At 73.1% G+C, this 13,065-nt stretch carries 13 protein-coding genes; 6 read left to right on the plus strand and 7 right to left on the minus strand.

What is annotated here, in order from left to right; all coding sequences use genetic code 11:
• Window positions 1-2 precede the first annotated feature (2 nt).
• The 4 genes from ACIPSC_RS35960 (at window position 3) to ACIPSC_RS35975 (ending at window position 2,539) form a co-directional block, all read left to right on the plus strand.
• Window positions 3-416 carry a hypothetical protein gene (locus tag ACIPSC_RS35960; RefSeq protein ID WP_400833409.1) on the plus strand — a complete coding sequence of 138 codons (414 nt, stop codon included), beginning with the start codon at window positions 3-5 and terminating at the stop codon, window positions 414-416.
• An 82-nt stretch (window positions 417-498) separates the two neighbouring features.
• Complete coding sequence (locus tag ACIPSC_RS35965) at window positions 499-840, plus strand: hypothetical protein (protein WP_400833412.1); 342 nt, start codon at window positions 499-501, stop codon at window positions 838-840.
• Between the two features lie 242 nt (window positions 841-1,082).
• Window positions 1,083-1,601, plus strand: coding sequence for a SigE family RNA polymerase sigma factor (locus ACIPSC_RS35970; protein WP_400833418.1), 519 nt, complete (start codon window positions 1,083-1,085; stop codon window positions 1,599-1,601).
• 62 nt (window positions 1,602-1,663) lie between these two features.
• Complete coding sequence (locus tag ACIPSC_RS35975; protein WP_400833422.1) at window positions 1,664-2,539, plus strand: hypothetical protein; 876 nt, start codon at window positions 1,664-1,666, stop codon at window positions 2,537-2,539.
• A gap of 146 nt (window positions 2,540-2,685) precedes the next feature.
• On the opposite strand, the gene ACIPSC_RS35980 is transcribed toward ACIPSC_RS35975, so the two are convergent.
• Together ACIPSC_RS35980 and ACIPSC_RS35985 are read right to left on the minus strand one after the other, a co-directional pair.
• Window positions 2,686-2,892 carry a DUF397 domain-containing protein gene (locus ACIPSC_RS35980; RefSeq protein ID WP_400833425.1) on the minus strand — a complete coding sequence of 69 codons (207 nt, stop codon included), beginning with the start codon at window positions 2,890-2,892 and terminating at the stop codon, window positions 2,686-2,688.
• On the minus strand, window positions 2,889-3,719 hold the full coding sequence (locus ACIPSC_RS35985) for a Scr1 family TA system antitoxin-like transcriptional regulator (protein ID WP_400833432.1): 831 nt from the start codon (window positions 3,717-3,719) through the stop codon (window positions 2,889-2,891). Before ACIPSC_RS35985 ends, ACIPSC_RS35980 begins: the two co-directional genes overlap by 4 nt.
• Window positions 3,720-3,846: 127 nt before the next feature.
• On the opposite strand from ACIPSC_RS35985, the gene ACIPSC_RS35990 reads away from it, so the two are divergent.
• Window positions 3,847-4,104, plus strand: coding sequence for a hypothetical protein (locus tag ACIPSC_RS35990; RefSeq protein WP_400833434.1), 258 nt, complete (start codon window positions 3,847-3,849; stop codon window positions 4,102-4,104).
• Between the two features lie 219 nt (window positions 4,105-4,323).
• On the opposite strand, the gene ACIPSC_RS35995 is transcribed toward ACIPSC_RS35990, so the two are convergent.
• From ACIPSC_RS35995 to ACIPSC_RS36015, 5 genes are all read right to left on the minus strand, one after another.
• On the minus strand, window positions 4,324-5,454 hold the full coding sequence (locus ACIPSC_RS35995) for a DUF3103 family protein (protein WP_400833437.1): 1,131 nt from the start codon (window positions 5,452-5,454) through the stop codon (window positions 4,324-4,326).
• A gap of 273 nt (window positions 5,455-5,727) precedes the next feature.
• Window positions 5,728-7,392: a murein biosynthesis integral membrane protein MurJ gene (murJ, locus tag ACIPSC_RS36000; RefSeq protein ID WP_400833439.1), complete on the minus strand. Its 1,665-nt coding sequence runs from the start codon at window positions 7,390-7,392 to the stop codon at window positions 5,728-5,730.
• 118 nt (window positions 7,393-7,510) lie between these two features.
• On the minus strand, window positions 7,511-9,433 hold the full coding sequence (locus tag ACIPSC_RS36005; RefSeq protein ID WP_400833442.1) for an ABC1 kinase family protein: 1,923 nt from the start codon (window positions 9,431-9,433) through the stop codon (window positions 7,511-7,513).
• Between the two features lie 261 nt (window positions 9,434-9,694).
• The gene (locus ACIPSC_RS36010; protein ID WP_400833445.1) at window positions 9,695-10,141 is read right to left on the minus strand and encodes a hypothetical protein; all 447 of its coding nucleotides are present in this window, start codon (window positions 10,139-10,141) and stop codon (window positions 9,695-9,697) included.
• Window positions 10,142-10,214: 73 nt separating this feature from the next.
• Window positions 10,215-12,236: a hypothetical protein gene (locus tag ACIPSC_RS36015; protein WP_400833448.1), complete on the minus strand. Its 2,022-nt coding sequence runs from the start codon at window positions 12,234-12,236 to the stop codon at window positions 10,215-10,217.
• 219 nt (window positions 12,237-12,455) lie between these two features.
• Here ACIPSC_RS36015 and ACIPSC_RS36020 point away from each other — a divergent pair, with 219 nt between their 5' ends.
• A complete protein-coding gene (locus ACIPSC_RS36020; RefSeq protein ID WP_400833451.1) occupies window positions 12,456-12,899 on the plus strand; it encodes an RrF2 family transcriptional regulator in 444 nt (147 codons plus the stop codon).
• Window positions 12,900-13,065: the final 166 nt, after the last annotated feature.

A 13,065-nucleotide genomic window follows, 5' to 3' on the forward strand; every position in this document is an offset into this window, starting at 1 on the left:
GGATGTTCGAGGTGAAGGTCTCGGCGGTGACCGGGTTCGCCGACCGTGTCGTGGGGGAAGGGGCGGGGGCGGAGCCGGCGGCGGTCTCGGTGCCGCCCACGCTCTGTGCGGACGCCGGCGAGGACGTCGAGGGCGCCCGGGACATCGGCGACGACGTCCGGGAGGCGCAGGACGTCAGTGACGTCCAGTCGGACATCAGCAGCGATGTCGACAACCTGACGGACATCGGCGACAACATCCTGGACGCCATCGCGAATTTCGCGGAGGAGGCGACGCTGGTCGGGGCGGCGTTCGAGGCGGGCGTCGCGGGGGCTGGTGGCGGTCCGGGCGCGGACGTGTTCCGGGAGAGCGCCTCGGTTGGTGAACTGCTGCGGGTCCGCAGGGCCGCGCTGGCGAACGGGAGCAGGCGCTCCTGAACGCGCCCCGCTCCCCCGGCCCCGTCGAAGGGGGCATCGGCGCCGCCCAGCGGCACCGCAGACGTACGCCACGGTCTGTTCGATGTCCCCCATCCCCGCCGGGTGGGTCATCACCAGCTCCTACAGCAGCGGCGGCTGCGCGGGCACGGGCGTGGCCTACTCGCTTGCCAGCACCGCCAACCGCACCAGCGCCACCGCCTGTTCGATGTCCCCCATCCCGACCGGATGGGTCATCACCAGCTCCTACAGCAGCGGCGGCTGCGCCGGCACCGGCGTCGCCTACTCCCTCGCCAGCACCGCCAACCAGAGCTACGCCACGGTCTGCTCCTTCTCCCCCATCCCCGCAGGCTGGGTCGTGACCGGCTCGCAGAGCACCGGCAACTGCGTCGGAAGCGGCTACGCGTACAACATCCGGAAGGCCTGACCCTCTGGCCTGGTCACCGGAGATCGGCCGCCCTCGTGGTTCACGAGGGCGGCCGATTGCCGTTCATGCGTCGTCACACCGCGCCGAGCCCGCCCGGCCGGACACCGTCGATGCGCCTTCTCCACGCCCACGAATCGATCACCTCCGATCGGACGCAACATTCTGCGGCCCTGATTCCGTGTAGAAGGAGCGAGGGCACGTGTGGTGTGCCGGGGAGTACACGCGAGGAGCAGCGAGGCCGTATGTCACCGGAGCTGGAGCAGTCGTTCGACGAGTTCGTCGCAGGCCGGTACGCGGCGCTGCGCCGGACCGGCTATCTGCTGTGCGGCGACTGGCACCTGGCCGAGGACCTGGTGCAGACCACCCTCGTGAAGCTGTACGCACGGTGGCCGCGGTTGCGGGAGCCAGAGGCCGCGGCGGGGTACGCCCGCACCACGCTGGTGCGCGCCTTCGTCGACACCCGGCGCCGGCGCAGTTCGACCGAGGTGACGGCGGCCGACCTGCCTGACGCAATGGCGCCGGGCCGGTCGCCCGCTCCCGCGGATCCGGAGCTGCGGCTCGCGCTGCTGGCCGCGCTGGCACAGGTGAGCCCGGCGTACCGGGCGGTGCTGGTGCTGCGGTTCTGGGAGGACCAGAGCATCGAGGCGACGGCGGCGATCCTGCGGCAGAGCACCGGTGCGGTGAAGTCCGGCACCAGTCGGGGGCTGATCCAGCTGCGGGCCATCCTCGGCGACTCGCTGCACGAGATCGCAGGCGGCTGACCACGGCGACCCCGCCCGGGCGGGACCACGCGACAGGCACGGAAGACGAGAGGAAGACCGGGATGGACCAGGACGATCCGGCGTTCGGCGCCGACGAGATGGGCGCGCTGTTCCGCACGGTGCTGGACCAGCCGGAGCCGGGCCTTCCCCCGGCCCTGCTGCCGCAGGTCCGTCGCAGCGGCGGACGGCTGCGACGGCGCCGGCAGTTGCTGGCGGGCGGCGCGACGGTCGCGGCGGTGAGCGTGCTGGCGACGGCGGGCTGGGTGGTCAGTGGGCGCCCTGCGGCGCAGCACACCCCGGCGGGGCCGGACTCCCCCGCTGCCGCGACCCGAGCGGTGCCGAGCACCGCGGCACCGAGCACTGCGGCACCGGTGACCGGCCTTCCGCGGCCGGATCCTGCGGACACCGCTGCCACCAACGCGTACCAGCGGCAGCTCAGCGCACAGGGGAACCTGGCACTGCTGGAATTCCTCCGGGCCCACTTGCCGGAGGACTTCAGCGCGATCGCCGACGGCCCGAAGGAGGGACGGCCCGGTGTCTACAAGGCCACCAGGACGGACGGCGGACTGGTCACCGTGGTCCGGCGCCCCTCCTGGCTGCGCGAGGTCGACCGCACCACGCCGAACGATTCGTGCGACGCGCACACCGTTGCCGGGGGCAGGGCGGAACCCCTGGCCGCGGACTGCGAGAGCCGGGTGCTGCCGGACGGTTCGGTCGTCATGGTCCGGCACCTGCCCCAGACCCTCCAGGGTCAGGTCAGCGAGGTCAATGTCATCACCCCGGACAACACGCCGTACGCCCTGACGTTCCTGCGGGTCGTCTCCCAGCCGGACGAGACCTCGCCGACCGTTTCGCTGCAGCAACTGCTGACGCTGGGCCAGACACCCGGCTTCCTCCCCGCGATCCGGGACGGCTGGCAGGACGGCCCGACGCCCTGAGCCGTTCGCCGGGACTGCTGGGCGGTCGGCTGCCGCCAGGAGACAGGGGGTGCCCGCGGGTTCGCGGCGCAGGCACCCCCGGAATGTCAGCTCGCCAGGATGGGCGCGGCAAGGTGCGGCCCGGCCCGACCCGGGCCACTGGAGCGTCAGACGGTGCCGAACTCACCCGTCCGGACGCCGGCGACGAACGAGCGCCAGGCGTCGGCAGGGAAGACGAGCGCCGGGCCCTCGGGGTCCTTGGAGTCACGGACGGGAACGAGGCCCGGGAGGCTCGCGGAGACCTCGACGCACTCGCCACCGTTGTTGGAGTACGAGGACTTGGCCCAGGACACAGCAGACAGATCGAGGTTCATGGGGCGAACTCCTTCCGAGCCTTGCGAATCACAGCCAAGGATGCCGCTTTGGGCAGCGCCTCCACCACCAGCTGATCATACTGTCTCTCCCACTCCATGACCCTTTCGCGCGCCCGCTCCAGGTGGCCTCGTGCATGAGATTCGGCGTAGCCCACGACCGAGCTGTCCGGCAGATCCAGCAGTGTTACGGGCATCGTGAACGGCAGGTGCTCGCCGAGGTCGAACGGCGCGATCTGGATCGTGACGTTGGGCCGCGCCGCCAGTTCCGCTATCCGGTCGAGCTGCTTGATCATGACGGCCGGCCCGCCGATCGGCCGCGCCAGGCAGCTCTCGTCCAGCACAGCGTGGATCACCGGTGGATTCTTCTTGTCCAGCACAAGCTGACGCGCTGCCAGGAAGTCGACACGCTCGTCCGCCTGGGACTGAGTGATCGCCCCGCGCGCCACGGCGGCGTACGCCAGAGCGGCCGCATATGCGGGGACTTGGAACAGGCCCGTGACGACGGTCAGCCCGAACGAGCGCAGACGGCGGCACCGCCCTTCCGCGTCCGCATACTCGGGGAAGCCCTCCAGCAGGCTCGCTTTGGCGTACCGGCGCCAGAGTTCGTAGAACGTCCCGCCCGTCTCGAACACCTCGTCGGCTTTGACAGCGAAGTTCCTTGTTGGCGCACGCTTCGCTCGTTCGACGTACGACACAAGCGTGTTGGAGTACCCCAGCCGCTTCGAGAGGCCGACCTGGGACCAGCCCCGCGCCCGCCGTGACCTGTGGAGTTCCTGCCCGAACCGGATCGCGGGCGAGGAGAGAACATCAACTGTTCGCTGTTCCATGCGAACTGAAGACCTTTCACATGACCGACTGGTCAACGGTGGAACCCTGGCCATCGTACGACCCGGCGGGCCACCATGGCTACACCCGGTGAGAGATCCGGGACTCAGAGCAACCATGGGAGACAACATGCCCAGCTGCCCCCGTATGCCCGCGTACGCGCCGAAGGTGGGCGAGGTCGTCCGGGACCTCGCCCACCGGAACGCGACGGGCGCCCCCACCGAGGGCGTCTACATGGACACCCTCAACGGGTTGACCTACCTCCGGCCCGAGCCCGGCGGCTGCGAGTGGACCACGGGCCCGGAGTACGTCCAGCGGCTCGAACGCCCCCGCTACCTGGTCGTCCAGCAGCCCAGCCGGCCGCGCGCGAACGACACGGTGGCGTGAGCGTGAGCGGCATCGCCGGCATGCCCGCCTGCTCCGGCCGGCTGCAGGGCGCCACCCGCCGGGAGTGACCGGACCTGCCCCGCCCTCCCGCCCGGATCGCGACCCGTGCGATCCGGGCGGGCGTTCAGGTCCCGCACCCCGGTCACGCACCCCGGACAGCCGGACGGCGGCCGCCCCGACGCCGCGAGGACGTGGGGGCGACCGCCGGGGGCCACTACGTCAGAACTGCTCCACCCAGTACGGCTGGACGGTCATCCAGCCGTTGCCGGTGGCGCCGTTGAGTCGGCCGGAGATGGTCCGGGCCAGGGTGTACCAGGACTCCACGTAGTCCGGGTCGTCGGTCCACCAGGAGCTCGGCAGGGCGGCGAGCACCGCGTTGACCAGCGGGATGTACGCGCCCTGGTCGGCGATGGTGAGCAGCACCGCGGCGACGGCCTGGGCGAGGGCCAGGTAGTTGGTGTCGCCGTCGTCCTCCATCAGGACCACGTCGGCCAGGTTGTACTTGTAGTTCGACCAGTTCACCAGGATCTGGTTCGGGTTGTAGACCGTGCCGTCGTAGCGCAGGTAGGGCATGGCGACCGAGTCGACCCGGACCTTGCCGTCCTGCCCGAAGCCCGTGACCAGGCTGAACATCTCGGCCGCGCCCTTGAACCACGGCTCCTGGTCGTCGGAGACCTCGATGCTGTCGATCTTGGTGGCCCACCAGCCGCCCGCGGCCTGCGCACCGGCGAGGCCGTGCGCGGTGAACTCCTTGCGCAGCACGTCGATTCCGGCCGCCATCGCCTTCGCGGCGTCGATGTCGACGAGGTAGACCGGCCGGTCCGGGATCGTCGTGGCGTCGAGCGTGTGGACGCGGCCGGCGGTGTCGTAGGCGCGAATGGTGCGGGCGTGGTCGTCGGCGACGGCGGTGGCCACCAGCGGCGTGGCGCCCGCGTCGAGGGCCGCCCGCATCGACGCGTCGGCCAACTGGACGCGCAGCAGCGGGCCGAGGCCGGCGTCGAGGCCCTTGGCCCCGGCGATCCGGCGGTCGGCGTCGGCGGCGGTCTCGGCGAGGGAGTGGGCGGCGGGCGTGTCGGTGGCGGCGGCGAGCGGGGCGAGCTCGGTGCCGGCCGCGTCGGCCGCGGCGCGGACCCGGGAGCGCCAGGTGGCGTCGGTGAGGGATCTGGCCAGGCTGCGGGCGACCTGGTCCTCGATGGCGGCGACCCGGCCCGTGGACTGCGCCGCCAGGGCGGGCGCAGGGGCGGGGGCGGGCGTCGGCGCGGCCGCGGCCTGGCCGGCCGTCAGCGCGGCCAGCGACAGGGCCGCGACCGCGACGGTGGTACGCCGTAACCGGGAGAGGGAGAGCGCCATGTGGTTGTCCTCCTGACTCGGATGGTGAGGGAACCGGCCCCGTCTTGGACGACGCCATGTCAAGTAAAGTCAGGAGCGGACCGCCCATCAAGACGCGGTTCGGAAAACACTCTCCGTCGGTGCGGGGTGCGCCCCGTGGCCCGAGTCCGAAGGCCTGCACCCCACGGCCACCCCGCACCGACGGACCTACGCAGTCCTCCAGTCCTCGACCGGGACGACCCGGAGCGACGCCCGGGCGGTGGACGGTGCCCTCGATCACCACCTACGCCGGAGTCAGCCCAGCCGGGGCAGGCTGCGCAGCTCACCGACGCGCAGCAGCCGTGCCAGTAGGTAGAACAGTAGCGCCATCGCGATCCCGCCCGCCGCCAGCGAGACGGCCGACGCCAGGCTGTGACTGCAGAGGCGGGCGACGAGCCAGCCGGCGGCCCCGGCGCCGGTGGCGGCCGCGGTCAACTTGGCATAGGTGCGGCAGATCCGCCGGCCGTCGAGCAGGCCCGCGGTGCGCCTCCGCAGCCGCAGCGCCGTCAGCAGGAGGCCGATGGCGTAGGACAGGCCGTAGGCGGCGGCCATCCCGGTGACCGTCCACCGCGGAGGCAGCAGCAGGTGGCAGGCCACCGCCAAGGCGATGTCGATGCCGCTGATCCACAGCGCCATGCGGAACGGCGTGCGGGTGTCCTCGAAGGCGTAGAAGCCGCGCAGCAGCAGGTACTGGGCGGAGAACGGGACCAGCCCGAGCCCGAACGCCTGCAGCATGCGGCCCAGCGGAACGGTGGCCGCGGCGTCGGCGGCACCGTGGGCGAACAGCAGTCGGGCGATCTGCGGGCCGAAGGCGACGAAGAAGAACGCCGCCGGGACGATGACGACGCCGCTGACCCGGAGCGCGTGGGACAGGTCGGCCCGCAGGTCGTCGAGACGGGCCTCGGCCGCCGCCCGGCTCATGCGCGGGAGGAGGGCGGTGACCAGGGAGACGGTGACGATCGACTGCGGCAGCATCCAGATCTGCTGGGCGTAGCTGTAGGCGGTGTAGCCGACGCCGTCGTGCGGCAGGGCCGTGTCCGCGGCGGAGGCCAGGCGGGTGACCACGGTGCTCGCCACGAGGTTGGCCAGGACGAACAGCAGGGTCCAGCGGGCCGCGTTCACGCTCTTGCGCAGGCCGGAGCCCCGCCACCGGAAGCTCGGTCGCAGCCGGAATCCGGCTGCACGGGCGTACGGAACCAGTGCGACCGCTTGGAGGGCCAGGGCCAGGGTGGTCCCGATTCCGAGCAGCCGTACCTCGGAGCCGGTGATGTCCGCGACCGCCTCCGGGGTGGTCATCATGCCGACGTAGAGGCCGAACACGGTGATCAGGACCACGTTGTTCAGGACCGGCGTCCACATCATCGCCCCGAACCGGTTCCGGGCGTTGAGGACCTGTCCGAAGATGCTGAACACGCCGTAGAAGAAGATCTGGGGCAGCAGGAAGCGGGCGAAGACCACGGTGAGCTCGAACGCGTCGTGGTTGGTCGGCGTGTCCTGCTGGTAGACGCTGATGATCTCGGGAGCTGCCCAGGTCGCCAGCACGGCGCCGACACCGAGCACGCAGAGCACGAGGGTCACCAGCCGCTGTTCGAAGGCCGTCCCGCCATCGGCGTCCTCTGTCCGGGCCCGGACCAGCTGCGGGACCAGGACGGAGTTCAGCGCGCCGCCGATCAGCAGGAAGTACAGGCTGGTGGGCACCGTGTTGGCCTGGTTGTAGGTGGTGGCCAGCAGTCCCGTGCCCAGGGCCGCTCCCTGCAGCACTTGCCGGATCAGTCCGGTGGCGCGCGAGACCACCGTCCCGGCGGCCATCAGCGCGGAGGACCGCAGCACCCCGCCGGCCTCGATCCGCCCGGGCGCAGCGTGCTTCCCACGGCTCCTGCCCGATCGCGGTAACTGCTCGGCCCGCTTCTGTTCGATCATGGACACAATCTACGGCCCGGATCTCGCTCGCACGTGGGGACTTGGAACGGCGTGGAGCTCACCCGGGTGGAGCGCCGGGGCCGGGCACGCAGCCGCTTCCGACGCCACCCCCCCGGTCTCAGCTCAGCGGGCGGCCCAGCACGTAGACCGTGCGCACCACCACCGCCGCCGAGAGCACCAGCAGGTGGTAGCCGATCAGCGCGTACAGCCCGAGGTCGTCCGTCACCATCGGGCCGCCCTTGAGGCCGAGCAGCTGCACTCCGGTGACGCCGAAGAAGATCCCGAGGAAGGTCAGGAGCACCCGGCTGAGCAGTTCACCGGCCACCCGGCGGTCGCGCGGGTCGGCGAGCAGCCGGACGTTCACCGCGAGCCGGCCCTCCTCCAGGGCGCTGCCGATGCGGTCCATCCGCCGCGGCAGCCGGCGCAGCACCGGCAGCAGGCCGAGGAGTTCGTCCTGCGCCAGCTGTCGGGCGCTGCTCGGGCCGAGCCGGTCGGCGAGACGGTCCGCGGCGAAGGAGCGGGAGGCCGCCAGCATGTCGAAGCCCGCGCTGAGGCGCAGCAGGGTGCCCTCCAGGGTGCCGAGGGCGCGGAAGACGGCGGCGATCTCCGGCGGCACGGCCAGCCGGAAGTCGGTGACCAGCCGGAACAGGTCGGTGAACATCCGGACGTCGGGCGTCGAGCCGTGGCCGAGGTGGCGGGCGCTGAACTGGCCGAGGGCGCGCTGCAGGCGCTGCTCGTCGACCTCCTCCGGGCGGTCGGTGACGTCCAGCAGGGCGTCGCGCAGGGCAGCCGGGTCGGCGCGGTCCACGGCGAGGAAGAGGCTGCCCATGGCGTCCCGCAGGCCTGGGTCGATCCGGCCGACGGAGCCGAAGTCCAGCAGGGCGGGGCGGCCGTCCGGCTGGAGCAGGATGTTGCCGGGGTGCGGGTCGGCGTGGAAGACGCCGTCGCGCACGATCTGGTTGAGCAGCGCGGTGAACAGGGTGTCCGCCAGCTCGCGGCCGTGCTTCTCGTCGCGGGGCTCCGCCTGGCCGAGCGGGGTGCCGTCGATCCGGGTCATCACCAGGACGCGCTCGGTGCTCAGCGCCTCGTGCACGACGGGCATGGCGACGCTGTCGTCACGCCGGGCTGCGGCGGCCCGGCGGACGGCCGTCATGTTCCGCGCCTCGACCCGGAAGTCCAGCTCCTCGCGCAGCGCGACGGCGAAGCCCTTGGCGAGGTCCACCAGCCCGAGGCTGCGGCCCCAGTCGGTGCGGGTCTGCAGGGTCACGGCCAGTCGGCCGACGATGTCGAGGTCGCGCTCGACCAGCTCGCGCACCCCCGGCCGCTGCACCTTGACGATGACGCGGGTGCCGTCCGGCAGGACGGCGGCGTGCACCTGGGCGATGGACGCGGCGGCGAGCGGCCGGTGGTCGAACTCGGCGAACACCTCCTCCGGCGCGGCGCCGAGCGCGGCCACCAGCTCCCGCTCCACCTCGAGCCAGGGCGCGGCGGGCACCCGGTCCTGGAGGCTGCTGAGCTCCTCGATGTAGGGCGCGGGCAGCAGGTCCCGGCGGGTGGACATCACCTGGCCGAGCTTCACGAAGGTCGTCCCGCCGGCCTGCAGCGCCTGGCGCAGCTCCTGGGCCAGCAGCTCGTGCCGCGTCCCGTCGCCCCGGCCGCGGCCGCTCAGGTACGGGCCGAGGCCGTGGCGGCCGGCGATGCGGACGATCCGGGAGTAGCGGCGCATCCGGGCGAGCCGGTCGCGCAGCGAGCGCGGCCAGGAGAACGGCCGGACGCTGCCGGCGGGCGCCGCGAGGTCGAGGACGACCAGGGTCACCATGGCGACCAGCAGCGCGATGCCGAGCATCACGGGGCTGAGCACCAGCCGCTGGTCGTCCCGCCGCAGGTGGGCTCCGAGCAGGGCGCCGGCGGTGGAGATGCCGACCAGCCCGGCGAGGACGGCCCTGGGCAGGCTCGCCTCGATCCCGAGCAGCCGCCGGCCGAGCAGCGCGGGCGGCACCACCAGCACGAAGCCGCCGACCAGCATGCCGATGATCCACACGTTCGCGCTCCCCCGTCACCGATCCGCCCGCAGGTACGGCCGGCGGTCCGCCGCACCGGCGCTCCTGCGAGCGGGGCGGCGTTCGTCCCCTTGACACTCCCCAGTGCCCCAACCGCACGGTCGGGAACGACCCATCATGCCATCGCCCGCAGGTCCGTGATCGGCCCGGGGCGGATCACCCGGCGATGGATTGACGCTCCGTCACGGCGGGTACTGCGGAGGGATGGACGGCGGACGCCGTTCACCGGCCCGCCCCCCGGGTCACCCGAACAGGGCCGCGAAGGCGCTCTCCAGCCCGGCCACCGCGGCCGCCAGCAGGGTGACCGTCCGCAGGGCGTCGACCACGGTGTCGACCCGGCGGCGGAGGACGCCCTCGTGCGGCCGTTCCCGGGCCGTCTCCGCCAGGATCTGGGCCAGGGCCGCGTCGGCGTCCTCGGCGTCCTCCGGCGCCACCGTGTCCGGCTGCTCGGCCCGCAGCCGGCCGAGTGCGGCCCGCAGCTGCTCGGCCGCCGCCCGCAGGCCCTCGGGGCCCGCCGGCTCGGCGGCGGGACCGCCGCCGATGATGATCCGCACGGTGGCCCCCTGGCCGCCGGCGACCGGCCCGTGCACGGTGCTGCCTCCGGCGACCTGGACACCGCCGCTGTTCCAGTTGCCGCCCGGCGGCGGGCCCATCGTGTTCCCGCCGTCACCTGTCCGCTGCTGCTCCATGTGCGTCCCTCCTGTCGGCGGCCCGACGGTGCCCGTCCGGCCGATTCCCGTCCTGCGGGTCCCTGTCCCGGGGCTACTTCGCCGTGCCGATGTCCACCGACGAGCCGCTGCCCCCGGCGACCGAGCCGTGCACCGAGCTGTTGTTGACCTGGACGCCGCCGTTGTTGATGTTGGTGATGCTCTGCGACTGCCGCTCGAAGGCGCCGCTGTCGTAGCCCCGCGCCCGCAGTTCGTCCCCCACCGCGCTGAACACCCGTTGGGTGACGGTGTTCAGGAACCGCTGCACGTCCTGCGCCTGGAAGATGTTCTGGTAGTCGCGCCCCGCCCCCAGCTCGCGCACGCTCAACCGGGGTGCGAAGTCCACAGCGCGGCCCGCGCCGGTGAGCTCCTGGTAGTGACGGTGGTACCGGGCGGCACGCGCGCGCGAGGCCCGGGACCCGCGCAACTGCCCTACCGCGACGGCGATGTCGCCGCCGAGCCTGCGGGCGGCCCAACCGAGGGCGTTGCGGGCGTCGGCGAACGCCGAGTCGCGACCGAGGTGGTCGACGACGTGGTAGCCCTGGGCGACCGGCGGCAGTACGTACGGCAGCCACTCCAGGTAGAGCAGTCCGCCGCGGGTGGTGGTGCGCACCAGCACGGTGACCACCACCTCCTCCTGCCAGGAGCCGACCCGGATCGCCAGGTAATGGCGCAGCCGCTCGTGGCCGGAGCGGCCCAGCAGGTCGGCCCAGGCGGGTTCGAGCAGCAGCCGGTCGCCCGCCCGGGCGGACATCGCGCCGCGCCAGTGCCGGGGCGCGTCGCTGCGCAGGCTGGGACGGAAGACCCGGTCGGTGACGGAGAGTCCGCGCAGCGGGTCGTCCGGGTAGGCGGTGTCCTCGGCCAGCTGCCGCACCCGGGTGGCCATCGCCCGGTAGAGGACGGCGGCGTCGAGCGGTTCGGCGCCCCGCCCCCCGGCCGTCCGCTCGGCGGAGGGCCGCAGCTCGAAGGTCATCCGCCAGGCGCGGCCCGCGATCCCCAGCCCGACCAGCGGCGCCCGGCGGCGGTAGAGCAGCTCCGGCCCGCTCTGCTGCTCGTGCAGCCGCCGGTAGATCCAGGCCTCGCGCCGGCCGTGCGGCTGCGGCGGCGGACCGCCCGGCTTGCCGCCGGTCAATGCGTGCCCGGCCAGCCGCCGCCGCATGGCGAACCGGAGGCCGGCCGCGATCAGCCAGAGCAGGGCCAGTTCGACGAGGGCCGGCAGCAGGCCACCGCCCGCCGGTCCGGACCCGCCCAGCAGCCCGTTGTACCAGTGGTCGCCGTACCCGCGGTGGTACCCGTCGTCCGATCCCAGGCCGGCCCAGCCCTGATCGCCCCAACCCAGCTCGTCCCAGGTGGCGCCGTCCCACCTCACGTAGGACAGGGCGGCGAACGCGCAGGCGGCCAGGATCAGCACCTTGGTCCCGGTCACCACGTTCCGGGCCAGGCCGCCGGTCCGCGGCGCCGTCACCATCAGCAGCCGCTCCATGGTCAGGCCGATCCGGTGGTCCATCCGGTCCTCGCGGAACCCTGCCACCAGGACGAGGACGAGGACCACGAGCAGCACGATTCCCCCCGGCACCAGGCCGAGGAGCACGAATCCGGCGGCCAGGACAGTGAGGAACGCCACACCCGTCCAGGCCTCCCAGCGCCGGGCGGTCAGCGCCGCGTGCAGGACGCGGACCAGGTCGGTCCCCGGGGAGGGGGCCGGGATCCGGTGGCACTGCTCGACCAGTTCCTCGATCAGGGCGGCGCGGAAGCCCCGGTCCAGCCAGGCGGCCGCGCAGAGGTAGCGGGTCGCCTCGGCCGGGGCCGGGCCCGCCTGGCCCCGCAGGTTCTCGGGCGTCGCGGGGAGCGGCTGCGCGGCCGCGTCGGCCGGCGGGCCACCGAAGGCCGGAGCCGGCGGCCGGGCCCCCAGAGGGGGAGAGGGCGAAACGGGAGGTGCGGGAGGTGCGGGAGGTACAGGAGGTACGGGGTACGCCGCGCCGATGGGCGGCGGCGGCCCCATCGGCGGCCCGGGCGGGAGGCCCGGCCCGGGCGGTACGGGAGGGACGGGCGGTGGCTGCGGTGGCGTGTGATCCATGACAATCCCCGAGACTGCGACCATGAGTGGGACCTGCCAATGAGCGCGGCCAGTAAAGCAGTTGACCACTCATCAGGTAAGGCGGTTTCCGCATCACGCCGATAACGGTTCGAGCACGCCCCGCCGCCGCGGGGCCGCGACCTCCCTTTCGGGCGGCCACCCGACCGGGCGCGTGCAGGAAATTGGATTCCAGGAGTCGTATTAGCTAGTCTTCGAGGCGTGAGGCTGACCAAGAGCACCGACATCGCCCTCCGCATCGCCATGCGGCTGGCGGTCCTCGACGAGGACGCGGCTCCGACCACCCGCCAGGTGGCCGAGTCGGTCGGCGTGCCCTACACCCACGCCGCCAAGGTGGTCAGCCGACTGCAGCACCTCGGCGTGGTCGAGGCGCGGCGCGGCCGCGGCGGTGGGCTGTCGCTCACCTTCGCCGGCCGGACCGGCTCGCTCGGCCTGCTCCTCCGGGAGCTGGAGGGCGTCGGCGACGTGGTCGGCTGCGAGGACGACCCGCCGTGCCCGCTCCGGGCGGCCTGCCGCCTGCGCGGGGCACTGCGCACGGCCCAGGAGGCGTTCTTCGCGACGCTCGACCCGATGTCGATCGGCGACCTCGTGTCCTCCCCCACGGGACCCGTGCTGCTGAGCCTCACCAGCAGACCGGCCGACTGACCCAACCGCCCCACCGGCCGTCCCCACCGGTCGCCCTTCCCCACCGGCCGTCCCCACCGGCCGCCCGGCCCGAACCGCCGGGACGCTCCACCGCAGCACCGCACGACGGCACGCGCACACCCCACTGACACGACCGTGCGACCGCACGGTCGAAAATGCGAATCTC

The sequence above is a fragment of the Kitasatospora sp. NPDC090091 genome, assembly GCF_044747365.1.
In the GTDB taxonomy this organism is placed as follows: Bacteria; Actinomycetota; Actinomycetes; order Streptomycetales; family Streptomycetaceae; genus Kitasatospora.

Excerpts from the sequence above, each read along its gene's own strand:
- ACIPSC_RS35960 (WP_400833409.1), top strand. The coding sequence starts at position 3 with ATGTTCGAGGTGAAGGTCTCGGCGGTGACCGGGTTCGCCGACCGTGTC.
- ACIPSC_RS35965 (WP_400833412.1), top strand. The coding sequence starts at position 499 with ATGTCCCCCATCCCCGCCGGGTGGGTCATCACCAGCTCCTACAGCAGC.
- ACIPSC_RS35970 (WP_400833418.1), top strand. The coding sequence starts at position 1,083 with ATGTCACCGGAGCTGGAGCAGTCGTTCGACGAGTTCGTCGCAGGCCGG.
- ACIPSC_RS35975 (WP_400833422.1), top strand. The coding sequence starts at position 1,664 with ATGGACCAGGACGATCCGGCGTTCGGCGCCGACGAGATGGGCGCGCTG.
- ACIPSC_RS35980 (WP_400833425.1), bottom strand. The coding sequence starts at position 2,892 with ATGAACCTCGATCTGTCTGCTGTGTCCTGGGCCAAGTCCTCGTACTCC.
- ACIPSC_RS35985 (WP_400833432.1), bottom strand. The coding sequence starts at position 3,719 with ATGGAACAGCGAACAGTTGATGTTCTCTCCTCGCCCGCGATCCGGTTC.
- ACIPSC_RS35990 (WP_400833434.1), top strand. The coding sequence starts at position 3,847 with ATGCCCAGCTGCCCCCGTATGCCCGCGTACGCGCCGAAGGTGGGCGAG.
- ACIPSC_RS35995 (WP_400833437.1), bottom strand. The coding sequence starts at position 5,454 with ATGGCGCTCTCCCTCTCCCGGTTACGGCGTACCACCGTCGCGGTCGCG.
- murJ (WP_400833439.1), bottom strand. The coding sequence starts at position 7,392 with ATGATCGAACAGAAGCGGGCCGAGCAGTTACCGCGATCGGGCAGGAGC.
- ACIPSC_RS36010 (WP_400833445.1), bottom strand. The coding sequence starts at position 10,141 with ATGGAGCAGCAGCGGACAGGTGACGGCGGGAACACGATGGGCCCGCCG.
- ACIPSC_RS36015 (WP_400833448.1), bottom strand. The coding sequence starts at position 12,236 with ATGGATCACACGCCACCGCAGCCACCGCCCGTCCCTCCCGTACCGCCC.